The sequence below is a fragment of the Mesorhizobium sp. M0040 genome (genome assembly GCF_040323505.1).
Classification (GTDB): domain Bacteria; phylum Pseudomonadota; class Alphaproteobacteria; order Rhizobiales; family Rhizobiaceae; genus Mesorhizobium.
Window position 1 is genome coordinate 86,085 of the sequence record NZ_JAMYVA010000012.1, and the last position, 14,392, is coordinate 100,476.

The 14,392-nt window shown below is 63.1% G+C and carries 17 protein-coding genes; 10 read left to right on the forward strand and 7 right to left on the reverse strand.

Features of this window, described 5'->3' with window-relative positions:
- Window positions 1-159: 159 nt before the first annotated feature.
- Window positions 160-1,179 (forward strand): LacI family DNA-binding transcriptional regulator, encoded by a 1,020-nt coding sequence (locus NKJ91_RS13530; protein WP_352456013.1) that lies wholly within the window; start codon window positions 160-162, stop codon window positions 1,177-1,179.
- Between the two features lie 254 nt (window positions 1,180-1,433).
- Window positions 1,434-2,057: a L,D-transpeptidase gene (locus NKJ91_RS13535; RefSeq protein WP_352455950.1), complete on the forward strand. Its 624-nt coding sequence runs from the start codon at window positions 1,434-1,436 to the stop codon at window positions 2,055-2,057.
- Window positions 2,058-2,212: 155 nt separating this feature from the next.
- Here the strand turns inward: NKJ91_RS13535 and NKJ91_RS13540 are convergent, their stop codons facing one another.
- From NKJ91_RS13540 to NKJ91_RS13550, 3 genes are all read right to left on the reverse strand, one after another.
- Window positions 2,213-3,214, reverse strand: a complete 1,002-nt coding sequence (locus NKJ91_RS13540) for an LLM class flavin-dependent oxidoreductase (protein ID WP_352455952.1) — start codon at window positions 3,212-3,214, stop codon at window positions 2,213-2,215.
- 151 nt (window positions 3,215-3,365) lie between these two features.
- Window positions 3,366-4,526 carry an AI-2E family transporter gene (locus tag NKJ91_RS13545; RefSeq protein ID WP_023676958.1) on the reverse strand — a complete coding sequence of 387 codons (1,161 nt, stop codon included), beginning with the start codon at window positions 4,524-4,526 and terminating at the stop codon, window positions 3,366-3,368.
- A gap of 133 nt (window positions 4,527-4,659) precedes the next feature.
- On the reverse strand, window positions 4,660-5,721 hold the full coding sequence (locus NKJ91_RS13550) for an LLM class flavin-dependent oxidoreductase (RefSeq protein ID WP_352455954.1): 1,062 nt from the start codon (window positions 5,719-5,721) through the stop codon (window positions 4,660-4,662).
- A gap of 229 nt (window positions 5,722-5,950) precedes the next feature.
- Here NKJ91_RS13550 and NKJ91_RS13555 point away from each other — a divergent pair, with 229 nt between their 5' ends.
- Complete coding sequence (locus NKJ91_RS13555; RefSeq protein WP_023676956.1) at window positions 5,951-6,379, forward strand: DUF6481 family protein; 429 nt, start codon at window positions 5,951-5,953, stop codon at window positions 6,377-6,379.
- A gap of 82 nt (window positions 6,380-6,461) precedes the next feature.
- Here NKJ91_RS13555 and sugE read toward each other — a convergent pair whose 3' ends face one another.
- The gene (gene sugE, locus NKJ91_RS13560; protein ID WP_352455956.1) at window positions 6,462-6,776 is read right to left on the reverse strand and encodes a quaternary ammonium compound efflux SMR transporter SugE; all 315 of its coding nucleotides are present in this window, start codon (window positions 6,774-6,776) and stop codon (window positions 6,462-6,464) included.
- 154 nt (window positions 6,777-6,930) lie between these two features.
- Window positions 6,931-7,056, reverse strand: a complete 126-nt coding sequence (locus NKJ91_RS13565; RefSeq protein ID WP_013528464.1) for a hypothetical protein — start codon at window positions 7,054-7,056, stop codon at window positions 6,931-6,933.
- Between the two features lie 215 nt (window positions 7,057-7,271).
- Between NKJ91_RS13565 and NKJ91_RS13570 the strand changes: the two genes are divergently transcribed.
- From NKJ91_RS13570 to NKJ91_RS13580, 3 genes are all read left to right on the forward strand, one after another.
- Window positions 7,272-8,081, forward strand: coding sequence for a transglutaminase-like domain-containing protein (locus NKJ91_RS13570; protein ID WP_352455958.1), 810 nt, complete (start codon window positions 7,272-7,274; stop codon window positions 8,079-8,081).
- Between the two features lie 124 nt (window positions 8,082-8,205).
- On the forward strand, window positions 8,206-9,168 hold the full coding sequence (locus NKJ91_RS13575) for a cation diffusion facilitator family transporter (RefSeq protein ID WP_352455960.1): 963 nt from the start codon (window positions 8,206-8,208) through the stop codon (window positions 9,166-9,168).
- 66 nt (window positions 9,169-9,234) lie between these two features.
- Window positions 9,235-9,639 (forward strand): GFA family protein, encoded by a 405-nt coding sequence (locus NKJ91_RS13580; protein ID WP_023676952.1) that lies wholly within the window; start codon window positions 9,235-9,237, stop codon window positions 9,637-9,639.
- A gap of 39 nt (window positions 9,640-9,678) precedes the next feature.
- Here the strand turns inward: NKJ91_RS13580 and NKJ91_RS13585 are convergent, their stop codons facing one another.
- Window positions 9,679-10,941: a DNA recombination protein RmuC gene (locus NKJ91_RS13585; protein ID WP_352455962.1), complete on the reverse strand. Its 1,263-nt coding sequence runs from the start codon at window positions 10,939-10,941 to the stop codon at window positions 9,679-9,681.
- Window positions 10,942-11,044: 103 nt separating this feature from the next.
- Between NKJ91_RS13585 and def the strand changes: the two genes are divergently transcribed.
- The 4 genes from def to truA are packed head-to-tail and all read left to right on the forward strand — an operon-like array spanning window position 11,045 to window position 13,801.
- Window positions 11,045-11,575 carry a peptide deformylase gene (gene def, locus NKJ91_RS13590; protein WP_352455964.1) on the forward strand — a complete coding sequence of 177 codons (531 nt, stop codon included), beginning with the start codon at window positions 11,045-11,047 and terminating at the stop codon, window positions 11,573-11,575.
- Between the two features lie 16 nt (window positions 11,576-11,591).
- Entirely contained in the window at window positions 11,592-12,521 is a 930-nt protein-coding gene (gene fmt / locus NKJ91_RS13595; protein ID WP_352456014.1) for a methionyl-tRNA formyltransferase, read from the forward strand.
- Complete coding sequence (locus NKJ91_RS13600; RefSeq protein WP_352455966.1) at window positions 12,518-13,027, forward strand: GNAT family N-acetyltransferase; 510 nt, start codon at window positions 12,518-12,520, stop codon at window positions 13,025-13,027. Before fmt ends, NKJ91_RS13600 begins: the two co-directional genes overlap by 4 nt.
- A gap of 18 nt (window positions 13,028-13,045) precedes the next feature.
- Window positions 13,046-13,801, forward strand: a complete 756-nt coding sequence (gene truA / locus NKJ91_RS13605; RefSeq protein WP_352455968.1) for a tRNA pseudouridine(38-40) synthase TruA — start codon at window positions 13,046-13,048, stop codon at window positions 13,799-13,801.
- Here the strand turns inward: truA and NKJ91_RS13610 are convergent.
- Window positions 13,783-14,391 (reverse strand): transporter, encoded by a 609-nt coding sequence (locus tag NKJ91_RS13610; RefSeq protein WP_352455970.1) that lies wholly within the window; start codon window positions 14,389-14,391, stop codon window positions 13,783-13,785. The two genes, truA and NKJ91_RS13610, sit on opposite strands and share 19 nt — an antisense overlap.
- Between the last annotated feature and the right edge of the window lies 1 nt (window position 14,392).

The following is a 14,392-nucleotide window of genomic DNA, read 5'->3' on the forward strand; positions in this document are numbered from 1 at the left end:
CGATCATGTCAAGGCAATATCTGGAGCCTGAGATTGTTCCATTTCAATTCTTGCGCAAAATCATAAGATTCCGTACGTATTGCTACCGTGGAGTGGTGAAACGTTTCGAAAATGACAGCGTCAGGACGAAAAAAGCAGCGCAAATTCACTGCTCCGACCATGCTTCATGTGGCCGAGGCCGCGCGTGTTTCCGTGGCCACCGTATCGGCGCTGATCAACGGCACCGCGACCGTCAGCCCCGAGCTCAGCCAGCGCATCGAACAGGCGATCCGCGACATCGGCTACAAGCGCAACGCCATTGCCCGCAGCCTGAAGATGGGCACCACACGCACCATCGGGCTCACCGTCCCACACATCACCAATCCGTTCTTTACCGACGTGGTTTCGGTCATCCAGCAGGCTTTCGACAGGGCCGGCTACGCCGTCATGCTGTGCTGCACCGACGAGCACCTGAACACGCAGGACGACCAGATCAGGCTGTTGCTCGACCGCATGGTCGACGGACTGATCGTCGCGCGTGTCGGTGACGGCGCGATCCTCAAACGGATTGTCGACGACGCCAATGTGCCGGTCGTGCTGCTCGACCGTGTTTGCCAGGGTGTCGACACCGATGCCGTCGTTCTCGACAATCAGCGCGCGGTGTTCGACGCCATCACTTACCTGATCGATCTCGGCCATCGGCGCATCGGCTACATCTCCGGCTCGTTCGATATCTCGCCGATGCATGACCGCATGGCGGGATACCGCGAGGCCCTCCAGGCCGCCGGCCTGCCGGCCGAGGCCGAACTCGTCCGCTTCGGCAACTTCCATGAAGTCGACGGCTACAACGCCACCATGCAGCTGCTTTCGCTGCACGACCGGCCGAGCGCCATCTTTTCGGCCAACAACCCGATGGTGATCGGCACCATGAAGGCCATTCGCGATATCGGCCTGTCCTGTCCGGAGGATATTTCGGTCGCCTGCTTCGACGACTTTCCGTGGTCGGATGTGTTCCGGCCGCAATTGACCACGGTCGCACAGCCGGTGCAGGCGATTGGCGAACAGGCGGCCAATCTGCTGCTCGACCGGCTCGCCGGAAACAGCGATGCGCCGCCGCGCAAGCTGACGCTCAAGGGACGCTTGATGATCCGCAATTCATGCCGTCCGCTAGGTGCGACTGCGCAGAGCGTCAGCGCGTAGCGCTTGGGCTCTGTTCAGAAACTTTGCAATGCCGGACGGACAGCGCTCCCTCTGTCCTGCCGACCCCGGGCCTTCGCAGCCACTACGGGCGTTCGTCTTTCGAAAACCGAGCAATTGAAGGACGCGGCGCCAATCGAGCCAGGTGGCCAACAATCAGCCAGCCGACAGTCAGGAAAATCTTGGCAATCGAAGCATGTCGGTTTAGGAATATGACGAGATGCGGCTGATCGCCCACACGGGCGCCGGCTTGAGTCATGCGCGTGAAATCGATCCTAATCGGGCTGGTACTTGCTGGGATGGTCGCAATCTTCGGCTGCACCACCGGCGGCGCATTTAAGACTTTCCCCTCGGCCTATGGCGGCCTCACCGACGCCGGTTTTCGCGTTCCGCCGGTTCCGATCTACAAGGTTGACCAAAAGTTCCATCGGCAGACAGTGCCTTATGCGACTGACGAGGCGCCGGGCACCATCATTGTCGATACAGGAGCGAAGTTCCTCTACTACGTGTTGGGAGACGGTCAGGCGCTGCGCTACGGCATCGGCGTCGGCAAGGCGGGCTTCGAGTGGCATGGCACGGCTCACGTTGCGAGGAAGCGCGAATGGCCGGATTGGAACGCGCCGTCTGCGATGATCGTGCGCGAGCAGAAGCGAGGCCGCATCATACCGGCCCATATGGAGGGCGGACTCATGAACCCGCTCGGGGCGCGGGCGCTCTATCTTTTTAACGAGGAAGGTGACACTGGATATCGCCTGCACGGTAGCCCCGAATGGTGGTCCATCGGCAAAGCCGTGTCTGCGGGCTGCATTCGCCTCATGAACCAGGACATCATCGATCTCTATGACCGCGCCACAATTGGCACCAAGGTGATCGTCATTTAGTGGACGCCGCGTTTCCCGCTAACGGACGAGCATGACGGATCGAAAAGCTCCGCGCAAAACGCGCGAAATGTTCGCTATGCTTCGCACACCTGTTCGCGATGTTCCCTGCCTAAGGCCGGCCTTGCCCGCAGCAGTGGCAAGTGGCGAACCAACTCTCAGGCAGCTTCCGACAGCGATTTGTGAGCGTCGGCGAGGATCTCGAACGAGCGCACCCGCGCCGCATGGTCGAAAATCTGCGCTGTGACCATCAGCTCGTCGGCGCCTGTGCGGCGCACAAACGCCTCGATGCCTTGCCTGACCGTTTCCGGGGAGCCGACGACGGCGCAGGAAAGCGCTTGGCCGAGCATGGTGTTGGCCATTGGATCGAGGTCGCGCTCATATCCTTCGACCGGCGGCGGCAATCGGCCGGGCCGGCCGGTGCGCAGATTGACGAAGGCCTGCTGCAGCGAGGTGAACAACAGCCGCGCCTCGGCATCGGAAGGAGCGGCGAAGACGTTGAGGCCGAGCATCACATAAGGCTTGTCGAGCTGCTCCGAAGGCTGGAAACGCGAGCGGTAGATCTCCAGAGCATGGTCGAGCTCGGCCGGCGCAAAATGCGAAGCGAAGGCGTAGGGCAGGCCGAGCATGGCGGCAAGCTGCGCGCCGTAGAGGCTGGAACCGAGAATCCAGATCGGCACCTTTTCGCCTTCGCCGGGCACCGCGCGGATGCGTTGGCCGTCTTCGGCCGGCTGCAAGTAACCCATCAGCTCGACGACATCCTGCGGGAAACTGTCGGCGCCAGCGTCGAGATTACGGCGCAGCGCCCGTGCGGTGGCCATGTCGGTGCCGGGCGCCCGGCCGAGGCCGAGATCGATGCGGCCAGGATGCAGAGCGTTAAGCGTACCGAACTGCTCGGCGATGACCAGCGGCGAATGATTGGGCAGCATGATGCCGCCGGCGCCGACGCGTATCTTATTGGTGCCGCCGGCCACATGGGCAATGACCACCGAGGTGGCGGCGCTGGCGATGCCCGGCATATTGTGGTGCTCTGCCAGCCAATAGCGCCGGTAACCCAGCCGCTCGGCATGACGGGCGAGATCGAGCGAATTGGCGAGTGACTGTGAAGCGTTGCTGCCTTCGACGATCGGCGACAGGTCGAGAACGGAAAGAACGGTCATCGGCGCGGGTTTCCTGTGGGCCGAAGGGATGTAGGAAGCCGTTGCCGAGGCGGCAAATTCAAAATGTTGATGGAGCGCTGAGGGCGGACGTGCGACCGATGCAAGGTCGTGATCTGCCCCATCGGGGGGACGCTTTTGACCCTTTAAGCCGCTACTTTTTCACCTCGGGAATCTCTTCGTCCTCGATCGCTGCCGTGTGTTGCGCCGCCAGGAAATTGCCGACATGGCTGAGACCGTCGAAATGATCGCAGAACACCTTGATGACGACCAGCAGCGGCACCGCCAGCAGCGCGCCGACAAAACCCCACAGCCACGACCAGAAGGCGATGGCGATGAGGATCGCCACTGCGTTGATTTCGAGACGGCGGCCGACCACCGTCGGCGTCACGAACTGGCCTTCGACGACATCGCACATAAGGACGAAGGCCGGCGCCAGCAGCGCATAGGAAATCGTGTCGAAGCTTATCAGCGCGATGATCGTAACCAGCGTGATGGTGGTCAGCGCTCCGATATAGGGCAGGAAATTGAGCAGAGCCGCTGCCGCGCCCCAGACCTGCGCGTTAGGCACGCCGAGCGCCCACAGGCCGAGCCCGATGACCACGCCGAGACATGTATTGATGACCGTGACAGTAAGCAGATAATGCGAGATTTCACGTTCTACGTCGTAGACGACGCGCAGCGCCCGCTTCTTTTCGCTGAGACTGGGGAAGGACTGGACGATCTTTTCATAGAACATCGTGCCCGAGGCGAGCAGGAACAGCGACAGGACGAAGACGATGGTAACGCTGGCGCCGGCCGACAGCACATTGCCGGCGGCCTGCGAGAGAATACCGGATGGCGCCGTCGCCACCCTCTGAACGCCCGGCTCCTGGGATGTCTGTGTCAGGCCCTCGATCTGGCGCGAAATCTCCACGATCCGTTCGAACGGACGGCGCAGTTGTGCCAGACGTTCGGTAAGCTGCTGGCCGATCGTCGAGGTGTTGTTGATGAGGTCGATGACCGGGCCGCTGAGCAGATATCCCGCGACGGCGACGAGGCAGAACGAAAGCAGCACCAACAGTGTCGCTGAAATGACATCGGGCATGCCATGCTTGCGCAGGAAGCGAACGATCGGCGTCAGCGTCAGCGCCAGCAGGAAAGCCAGAATGACCGGCATGAAGAAGGCGCGCGCGAAGTAAAGCGCGTAGATCGCCATGAGAATGAAGATGCCGACGAGCAGCGAACGCATCAGATGCGCATCCGCCCGCGCCTCGACGCGCGGATCCGGGCTTTCGGCAGCGCTTGCGCCCGAAGCGTCGGGTTCGGCTTTCATTCTGACCCTCGGCGGCACACCGCGATTGGTGCAGACCGTTGGCGAAAACGCCTCTGTCGCTTCAAGGTTCCGTTAGCTGGAGTCACCAGCAAGGCCGCCTCGCGGCCTTGGCAATGAATCAGGTGACTGGGAATCAGGCAACCGGCGCCGCCACGGCGGGAACGGCCTTCGCAGTTTCCCGGCGCACGATCGGCGCCACTTTGGTGCCGTAGAGTTCGATGGCCTTCATCACCTTGGCGTGCGGCATGGTGCCGATCGCCATTTGCAGCAGGAAGCGGTCGTTGCCGAATATCCTGTGCTGGGCAATGATCTTCTCGGCCACCTGTTCTGGATTGCCGACGAACAGCGCGCCGTTTGGGCCGCGCGATTGGTCGAAATGCGCCCGCGATGTCGGCCCCCAGCCGCGCTCGCGGCCGATGCGGTTCATCACCTCGGCCTGCGGCCCGTAAAAATCGTCGGCTGCCTGGTCCGTGGTGTCGGCAAGGAAGCCGTGCACATTGAGACTGGTGGCAAGGCTTGCCGGATCGTTGCCGGCGCGCCTGGCTGCATCCCTGTAGATGTCGAACAGCGGTGCGAACCGCGCCGGCTCGCCACCGATGATCGCCAGTGCCAGCGGCAACCCGAGCACGCCCGCGCGGGCGACGGATTGCGGTGTTCCACCGACGGCGATCCAGATCGGCAATTTGTCCTGCAAGGGCCGTGGATAGACGCCGCGGTCGTTGATCGGCGCGCGCAGACTGCCCGACCAGGTCACCTTGACATGATCGCGGATGGCGAGCAGCAGGTCGAGCTTCTCGGCGAAGAGCTCGTCATAATCTTCGAGATTGTAGCCGAACAGCGGAAAGGACTCGATGAACGAGCCGCGCCCGGCCATGATCTCGGCACGGCCGCCGGACAGAAGATCGAGGGTGGCAAACTGCTGGAAGACGCGCACCGGATCGTCGGACGACAGCACGGTGACAGCGCTGGTCAGCCTTATGCGCTTGGTCCGTTCGGCGGCCGCCGCCAGCGCCACCACCGGAGCCGAGGCAGCATAGTCGGGACGGTGGTGCTCGCCGAGACCAAAGACGTCCAGCCCGACCTGGTCGGCGAGCTCGATCTCCTCGATCACGTTGCGCAACCGCTCATGCGCACCGATCGCACCGGGACCTGGTTCCGGGCTGACGTCGGCGAAGGTGTAGAGACCGAGTTCCATAGTGTGTCATCTCAGCGTTTTGTCTTGGCGCTACACGTAGCGATCAGTCCGCCGCCCCGCCAGATGCCTGGATGGTGAACAGTGCGGGTGCTTTCAGCCGAATTCAATCGAAATGGCGTCTCCCGGCTGCAACAGATCAGAATTTCATGGCTGGCATACCGTTTTGGCGCTTGAACTCTCGGTTTTCACGCGTATGTAAGCCTCGCAAATTGACTTCAGGGAAGTGGACTTGGCTATCTATAGGGAAAAAGACGTTTTCGAGCGGCGCAATGCCGCAAACGAGGCAAAGAAGGCGCTTCTGGAGCGCTTCAAGGCAAAGCCGGCGCCAGATGATCCAGCGGTGCTGGCACGACAGGCCGAGCGCAAGGCGATCCTCGAGGCCCGCGCGATACGCGAGGCCGAAAAGGCCAGGCTGAAGCAGGAAAAGCTGGCGCGCGAAGCGGCCGAAAAGGCCGAGCGCGAGGCAGCTGCCGAAGCGGCACGCATCGCCGCGGAAGAAGCCGCACAGGCCGAAGCGAAGATCCGGGAAGCTGAAGAGAACGAGCGCATCGCCCGTTTTCTTGCCGACGAGGCCGAACGCAAGGCCAAGCGTGATGCGCGCTATGCGGCGCGCAAGCAGCGCACCGGCAGGACGCCGCCCGGCTTCTCCGCGCGATAGCGCCTTCCGGCACTGATCAGCCGAATTCAAGAATCAGGGCCGCCTTGCAGCGGCCCCGAACGCGTTCGTCTGTCAGAATCGGCTAAGCCGCGAGCTTCAGTCCCATGATGCCGCAGACGATTAGCGCGATGCAGGCCAGCCTGATCGCCGTCGCTGGCTCGCCGAGCAGCCATATCCCCAACAGCGCCGTGCCGACGGTGCCGATGCCGGTCCACACCGCATAGGCGGTGCCGACCGGCAATGCCTTCAGCGCCAGGCCGAGCAAGATCAGGCTGACGATCATCGAGGCTACCGTCAGGACGGTCGGCAGCGGCTTCGAGAATCCGTCGGTGTATTTGAGGCCGATCGCCCAGCCGATCTCGAACAGGCCGGCGAACAACAGGAAAATCCACGACATCGGAACGCTCCGTTTCGATGGCTTCCGGGCGATTTCTTGAAAAGCGCAAAAATTGCCTTCGCCGCATCCATAGGGGATGCGCGTGAGCTTAGTGAACAATCATACCGGCCGCGTTTGCGGCCGGTCGAAATAAGCCGAAACGGTAGCTGCGGCCCTACTTGTCCTTCAGCTTCATCGCCTTCACCGGCGGTGCCTTCAGGGCCGGCGCCGGCGCGGGTTTCTTCGCGTCCTTCTTCGGCTTGCGGGCTTCCTTGCCTGCCTTCATCGCACCCTTAGCCATGATTCGTTCCTCCAGTTGACGTCTGGCGAAGTGAAACAAGAGAAAACGCTCGACTGCAAGAGGCCGCTGCCGTGCAGTCGCCCTGGCCGATGGCTGTCAACCGGTTTCTAATTCCCTCGTAAACCGCAGCGGTCCGTGCCATGGTCTTCTTCGCACTGCAGCATCAGCCCTTGCGTTTCGCCGGCTGATGATCGGGCAGGCCGGTCAGGACGACAATGCGGATCCACATCGGTTGCCAGATGAGCTTCGACTTCCCGCAGGAAACACCGCTGATCGCGATGCTAAACGTCCATTATTCGCGCGCATCCGATCTTGAGCGGCCGGACTTCCTGACGTCGAACCCGCCGGTGCCGATCGAAAGCTACCGCGACAGTTTCGGCAATTGGTGCAACCGTCTCGTTGCGCCGGCCGGGCGCTTTGCGTTCGGCACGGACGCGGTGATCCGCGACCCCGGCTCCTTCGAGACGCGCGAGCTGACGGCGTGGCAGCACGAGGTGCGCGATCTGCCGTCGGAGACGCTGCTGTTCCTGCTGCCCAGCCGTTATTGCGAGAGCGACGTGCTGTCGAATGAAGCGTGGCGGCTGTTCGGCAGCACCCCGCTCGGCATTCCGCGCGTCCAGGCGGTCTGCGACTTCGTCCATAACCACATCGCCTTCAACTATTTCAATGCACGGCCGACACGCACCGCCGCCGAGGCCTATCGCGAGCAGAGTGGTGTATGCCGCGACTTTGCTCACCTCGCTGTTGCCTTCTGCCGCGCCCTGAACATTCCGACCCGCTACTGCACCGGCTATATCAGTGATATCGGCCTGCCAAAGCCGTGGTCGGACATGGATTTCGCGGCCTGGATGGAGGTCTATCTCGGCGGCCGCTGGCACGCGTTCGACCCGCGCAACAACGCGCCGCGCATCGGCCGCATCCTGATTGCCTCCGGACGCGATGCCGCCGATGTGCCGCTGACCCACATTTTTGGGCCGGGCGCGCTGGCTGGCTTCAAGGTCTGGACGGACGAGGTCGTCGAATAGCCCGTCGCGCTGCGCTTTTGAACAACTGACCTTGTGAACAACTGGGCACTTCGGGCGTTGTGAGAGCTGTGGAGCGTGGGCGGGCGCTCCGCCAATCTCGGTGCATCAACCAAGGCAGCACACCATGGCGGCGCATGGCGGGTCGAAAAAAGTGATCTATGCGGCGCTCGCCGGAAATCTTGCGATCGCACTGACCAAATTTGCCGCTGCCTTGTTCACGGGCAGCTCGGCAATGCTCTCGGAAGGCGTCCACTCGCTCGTCGATACCGGCAATGGCAGCCTGCTGCTTTACGGCATGCACCGTGCCGCCCGGCCGGCCGACCGCACGCATCCGCTCGGCCATGGCCGCGAGCTGTACTTCTGGAGCTTCATCGTCGCGCTCCTCGTCTTTGCACTGGGTGCCGGCATATCGTTCTACGAAGGCGTGACGCACATCATGGCGCCGGAGCCGATCGCCAACGCCAAGGTGAACTACGCTGTCCTCGGCCTTTCCTTCCTCTTCGAAGGCACCTCTTGGCTGGTGGCGCTGAAGGAATTCCGCCACCAAAAAGGCAGCCACGGCTGGCTCGAGGCGGTGCAGCTCAGCAAGGATCCGAGTGTCTACACCGTACTCTTCGAGGACAGCGCGGCACTTCTCGGCCTCGTTGTCGCCTTCGCCGGCATATTGGCGGCGGAACTGCTGGACATGCCGAAGCTCGACGGCGCCGCGTCGATCGGCATCGCGCTGATCCTGGGCGGGACCGCGATCTTCCTGGCGCGCGAAAGCAAGAGCCTGCTGCTCGGCGAGCCGGCCTCGCCCGAGGTGCAAACAGAGGTGCTGGCCATCGTCCAGCAGGACCCGGCGGTGCAACGGGCAAATGGCGTGCTGACGCTGCATATGGGTCCGCAGGAGATCGTCGCCGCTTTGAGCATCGAGTTCGAGGATCATTTGTCGGCGCCGGAGATAGAGACCTGTGTCGAGCGCCTCGAGACGCGGCTGAAAGCGGAGATGCCGGAGGTGACGCGGCTGTTCGTCAAGCCGCAGACCACCGGCACCTGGGAACGCCGGAGCAAGGCCTTGGCGGCGTCCGGAGGGGAACCGGCCTGAGGAAATGGCTGCGCCATCGGGCAGTCCCGGTTATGATTGCGGGCAAAAGCTCCAGGAGGAACGAAGATGAAAATCGACGGCGCGTGTCATTGTGGCGCTATCACTTACGAGGCCGAAGTCGATCCGGAAAAGACCACCATTTGTCACTGCATCGATTGTCAGAAGCTAACCGGAACGGCCTTTCGCGTCACCGTGCCGGCGTCCGAGGACAATTACAGGATCACCAAGGGCACGCCGAAGATCTATATCAAGACCGGTTCGAGCGGCGCCAAACGCGCCCAGGCATTTTGCGGTGAGTGCGGCTCGCATCTCTACGCAACGTCGGCGGGCGAGGGACCGAAGGTTTACGGTATCAGGGTCGGCACGGCACGGCAGCGCGAGCAACTGGTGCCGAGAAAGCAGATCTGGCACCGCTCGGCGCTGCATTGGCTGCCGGAATTCGAAGGCACAACCATCATCGAGGAGCAGTAGCGCCAGACCGGGGCGAAGCCTCCGGTTCCGGCGCAGCTCTCAATCGTCGCCTTCGACGACCCTTAGCCTCAACTGCCCGGTTTTCGAATCGGCGACGCGCGGGCTGCTTTCCGCTTTTGCTCCGCTGCCATTCGAACCAGCGGTGTCCTCCGCCGGCTGCACGCCAAACTCCAGCGCCTCGATCTTTTGTCCGCGCCTGGTCACCTTCGATGTCGAGACAAGGATGTCGTCGATATCCTTGGCCGATTGACCGAAATGCGTCTGCAATTTGCGCACCCGCTCGTCGAGCCGGGAAACATCTTCCATCAGCCGGATAACCTCGCCCTGGATCAGGTGTGCCTGCTCGCGCATGCGGGCATCCTTGAGGATTGCCTGGATGACCTGGATCGACAACATCAAAAGCGATGGCGAGACGATGACGATCCGCGAGCGATGCGCCTTCTGGACAACGGCCTCGAAATTCTCGTGGATTTCGGCGAACACCGATTCCGAAGGCACGAACATGAAGGCGGTGTCCTGCGTCTCGCCCTGGATCAGGTATTTTTCGGAAATATCGCGGACATGCACCTCGATGTCGCGGCGGAAAGCCTGTGCGGCGGACTTCTGCAGTTCGGCGCCTTCGGCGGCCCGGATGGCATTCCAGGCCTCGAGCGGAAACTTTGCATCGACGGCAAGCGACGGTGCGCCGTTCGGCATCTTCACCAGGCAGTCGGGCCGGCTGCCATTCGACAAGGTCGCCTGGAATTCATAGGCGCCGTGCGGCAATCCGTCGGCGACGATGGCTTCCATACGCGACTGGCCGAAGGCGCCGCGCGTCTGCTTGTTGGAAAGGATCGCCTGCAATTGCACGACCTGGCCGGCCAGCGACTGGATGTTGCCTTGCGCGATATCGATGACCGCCAGCCGTTCCTGCAGCTTGGCGAGGCTCTCATGCGTCGATCTCGTCTGCTCGGTCATGGTCTGGCCCAGGCGGCCGGTCATGGCATCGAGACGCTGGCCGATCGACTGGGTGAGTTCGGCCTGGCGCGCCCCGAACACTTCGGCGATGGCGCCCATGCGGCCCTGCATTTCCGCCTGGCTTGCCAAGATACCAGCCATCCGCACCTCGGCGTCGCGGGCGTGGTCGGCGGCTTCGGCGGCCGCCACTGCACGCGCCTTGGCCGATCGCCAGAGCGCAACGACGAGCGCCACGAACAGGCCGAGGAACAGCATTGCGCCGAAACCCAGGGCTTGGCCGAGCGTGATCGTAGTGGCGCCGAGGCGGGCGACAGGTTCGGACAGGATGGTGGCCAGATCGTTCATGTCGACAGCATAGATGATTCGGTCTGCCGGCACAGATCAAAACGTGAACGACCCGAAGGCGCCCCGGTTGACGCTTTTCCTGCGAGGTCTTAGGTGAGACGCCATGTCGATCAAGCCGCTTATCATCCTCCCCGATCCCGTCCTGCGCCAGGTTTCAAAACCGGTCGAGCGTGTCGATGGCGATTTGCGCAAACTGGCCGGCGACATGCTGGACACCATGTATGACGCGCCCGGCATCGGCCTCGCAGCGATCCAGGTCGGCGAACCCTTGCGCATGCTGGTGATCGACCTCGCCAAGGAGGACGAGACGCCGGCGCCGCACGTCTTCATCAATCCCGAAATCCTTGAAAGCTCCGACCAGCGTTCGGTCTATGAGGAAGGCTGTCTGTCGATCCCCGATTACTATGCCGAAGTCGAGCGCCCCGCCGCGGTGCGGGTGAAATATCTCGATCGCGACGGCAAGCTGCAGGAGATCGAGGCCGAGGGGCTGATGGCGACCTGCCTGCAGCATGAAATCGACCACCTCAACGGCGTGCTGTTCATCGATTACATCTCCAAGCTGAAGCGCGACATGGTGGTCAAGAAATTCAAGAAGCTCGCCAGGGACAAGGCGCCGGGCAAGATGGTGGGATAGGCGTCGACGAATGCCCCTGCGTGTCATCTTCATGGGTACGCCCGAATTCTCCGTGCCGACGCTGCGGGCGATTGCCGGGGCCGGGCACGAGTTGGCAGCCGTCTACACGCAGCCGCCGCGCGCCGGCGGCCGGCGCGGGCTCGAACTGACGCCGTCGCCGGTGCAGCGCGAGGCGGAGCGGCTTGGCATCGAGGTGCGGTCGCCGGTGTCGCTGAAGAGCGAGGCGGAGCAGGAGGCGTTCCGCGCCTTGCGCGCCGACGTCGCCGTGGTCGTCGCCTACGGATTGCTTCTACCCAAACCCATTCTCGAGGCGCCGCGGCTCGGTTGCCTCAACGGTCACGCATCGCTATTGCCGCGCTGGCGCGGCGCTGCCCCTGTCCAGCGCGCCATCATGGCCGGTGATACCGAAACGGGCATTATGGTGATGCGGATGGAGGAAGGCCTCGACACCGGGCCGGTGGCAATGGTTGAAAAATGTCCCATTGGACCCGACATGACGGCCGGCGATCTGCACGACCGGCTGATGGTCCTCGGTGCTGCGCTGATGGTGCAAGCGCTCGAACGGCTGGAGCGGAATACGCTGACATTTACCACACAGGCGGAGGTGGGGGTGACCTACGCCAAGAAAATCGATAAATCGGAGACTCGCATAGACTGGCTGCGACCTGCCGGCGACGTGCACAACCAGATTCGCGGCCTGTCGCCCTTTCCCGGTGCATGGTGTGAGGCCGAAATCGGCGGCCGCTTGGAACGGCTGAAACTGCTTCGCTCGACGCTCTCGCAAGGCGCCGGCGAACCGGGAGGAATTCTCGATGACCGGCTGACGGTCGCCTGCGGGTCAGGCGCGATCAGGCCGGTCGAAGTTCAACGTGCGGGCGGAAGGCCCATTGCCGCGCAGGAGTTTCTGCGCGGGGCCAAGCTCGAAAAAGGAATGAAATTGTCATGAGCATGATGTCCATACGCGCGGCGACGCCGCGGGACCGCGAGGCGATCCGCCTTGTCGAAGAACACGCATTCGGCCAGCAGACGGAGGCCGGACTGGTCGACGCGCTGGTCACCGGCGGTGATGCCGTCGTCGAACTGGTGGCGGACGAAGACGGGCAAGTGGTCGGCCATATCCTGTTTTCACGGCTTTTCGTGCAGAATGGCGGCAAGAGCTTCCCGGCGGTGGCTTTGGCTCCTTTGGCGGTCGAGCCGTCGTTCCACGGCACCGGCATCGGAGGTGCGCTGGTCCGCGAGGCGCATATCCGCCTGAAGGCTGCTGGCGAGACGCTCGCCGTGGTGCTCGGCGATCCGGCTTACTATGGCCGTTTCGGCTACAGCCGCGCCCGTGCAGCAAAATTCGAGAGCGACTACCAAAGCGAAGCCCTGCAGGCGCTTGCCTGGGGCGAGGCGCCGGAGACCGGCAGGCTGGTCTACGCCTCGGCCTTCGGCTCAGCCCTCGCCGCCTGATTTCGCCTCGATCCGGGAATGCCGCGTTTTCGCCTCGACATCGAATATGACGGCAGTCTCTTCGCCGGCTGGCAGCGCCAGGCCAACCAGCCATCGGTGCAGCAGGCGATCGAGCAGGCGATCGAGAAATTCTGTGGTGAGCAGGTTTCGCTGCGCGCCGCCGGCCGCACCGATGCCGGCGTCCATGCGACCGCTCAGGTGGCGCATGTCGATCTGATCAAGGTATGGCCCGGCGACACGGTGCGCGATGCGGTCAACGCGCATCTGCAAGCGGCCAAGGCGCGCATCGCCATTCTCGAGGCGGGCGTTGTGCCGGATGGGTTCGATGCGCGTTTCTCGGCGATCGGACGCCACTACCTCTACCGCATCGTCAACCGGCGCGCGCCGGCGGCGCTCGACAAGGGCAAGATCTGGTGGGTACCGAAGCAGCTGGATGCCGGGGCCATGCACGAAGCGGCAAAGGTGCTGCTTGGCCGGCATGATTTCACCACCTTCCGCTCGACCCAATGCCAGGCCGCCAGCCCGGTCCGCACGCTCGACCGGCTGGACGTCAGCCGCACCGGCGATTTGATCGAAGTTCACGCTTCGGCGCGGTCCTTCCTGCACAATCAGGTGCGCTCGATGGTCGGTTCGCTCAAGCGCGTCGGCGAAGGCGGCTGGACTATTGCCGACCTGAAGGCGGCGCTCGAGGCGCGCGACCGTGCCGCCTGCGGCCAGGTGGCGCCGCCCGACGGGCTGTTTCTCGTCGGCGTCGATTATCCGACGCCTGGCTGATCCGGAACGCTGATCCCGAGCAGCGCCTGCAGGCCGAACAGGACGATCAGCGACGCCACGAACATGCCGGCAAAAACGGCGCTGCCGGTGGCCGCACCCCTGCCGATCGCAACGTTGGTCATCCGCCAGGTCAATACCATCGACAGCGCGAACAACAGCAGCGACACGAGTCCGGAGACTTCGTTGGCCGACGTCAGGAAAAGCCGGATCAACGCCGATGGCAGCATCATCCAGGCGATGATCGCCGAGGCCCAATTGCTGGCCACGACATAATGGACGAAACGGCCGCCGACGCCGACCCGCGGCGCCACCAGGGCGAGGCCTATGAGCGGCAGCACCCAGGCGCCGATATCGACGGTGGCCAGGCGGATCAACATGCTGAAACGGCCGACGAATGCGTTGGGATCGCCGATCTCGTTGGCAATACCGACCCAGCCGACGATCAGTGCCGGCGCCGCGACGACGATGGCAAAAAAGGAGTTCCAGAAACCGTCCGCCGAAAGGTCGAGCAGGCGAAATCCGTCGGCCTTGCCGAGCATCAGCCGCCAGGCACCGGCAAGCGAAGCGTAGGTTTCATCCGCTGAAAGCATC

Bases quoted from the DNA above. Each gene is read 5' to 3' on its own strand.
- NKJ91_RS13530 (WP_352456013.1), top strand. From the start codon at position 160: ATGCTTCATGTGGCCGAGGCCGCGCGTGTTTCCGTGGCCACCGTATCG.
- NKJ91_RS13535 (WP_352455950.1), top strand. From the start codon at position 1,434: ATGCGCGTGAAATCGATCCTAATCGGGCTGGTACTTGCTGGGATGGTC.
- NKJ91_RS13540 (WP_352455952.1), bottom strand. From the start codon at position 3,214: ATGACCGTTCTTTCCGTTCTCGACCTGTCGCCGATCGTCGAAGGCAGC.
- NKJ91_RS13545 (WP_023676958.1), bottom strand. From the start codon at position 4,526: ATGAAAGCCGAACCCGACGCTTCGGGCGCAAGCGCTGCCGAAAGCCCG.
- NKJ91_RS13550 (WP_352455954.1), bottom strand. From the start codon at position 5,721: ATGGAACTCGGTCTCTACACCTTCGCCGACGTCAGCCCGGAACCAGGT.
- sugE (WP_352455956.1), bottom strand. From the start codon at position 6,776: ATGTCGTGGATTTTCCTGTTGTTCGCCGGCCTGTTCGAGATCGGCTGG.
- NKJ91_RS13565 (WP_013528464.1), bottom strand. From the start codon at position 7,056: ATGGCTAAGGGTGCGATGAAGGCAGGCAAGGAAGCCCGCAAGCCGAAG.
- NKJ91_RS13570 (WP_352455958.1), top strand. From the start codon at position 7,272: ATGCGGATCCACATCGGTTGCCAGATGAGCTTCGACTTCCCGCAGGAA.
- NKJ91_RS13575 (WP_352455960.1), top strand. From the start codon at position 8,206: ATGGCGGCGCATGGCGGGTCGAAAAAAGTGATCTATGCGGCGCTCGCC.
- NKJ91_RS13580 (WP_023676952.1), top strand. From the start codon at position 9,235: ATGAAAATCGACGGCGCGTGTCATTGTGGCGCTATCACTTACGAGGCC.
- NKJ91_RS13585 (WP_352455962.1), bottom strand. From the start codon at position 10,941: ATGAACGATCTGGCCACCATCCTGTCCGAACCTGTCGCCCGCCTCGGC.
- def (WP_352455964.1), top strand. From the start codon at position 11,045: ATGTCGATCAAGCCGCTTATCATCCTCCCCGATCCCGTCCTGCGCCAG.
- NKJ91_RS13600 (WP_352455966.1), top strand. From the start codon at position 12,518: ATGAGCATGATGTCCATACGCGCGGCGACGCCGCGGGACCGCGAGGCG.
- truA (WP_352455968.1), top strand. From the start codon at position 13,046: ATGCCGCGTTTTCGCCTCGACATCGAATATGACGGCAGTCTCTTCGCC.
- NKJ91_RS13610 (WP_352455970.1), bottom strand. From the start codon at position 14,391: ATGCTTTCAGCGGATGAAACCTACGCTTCGCTTGCCGGTGCCTGGCGG.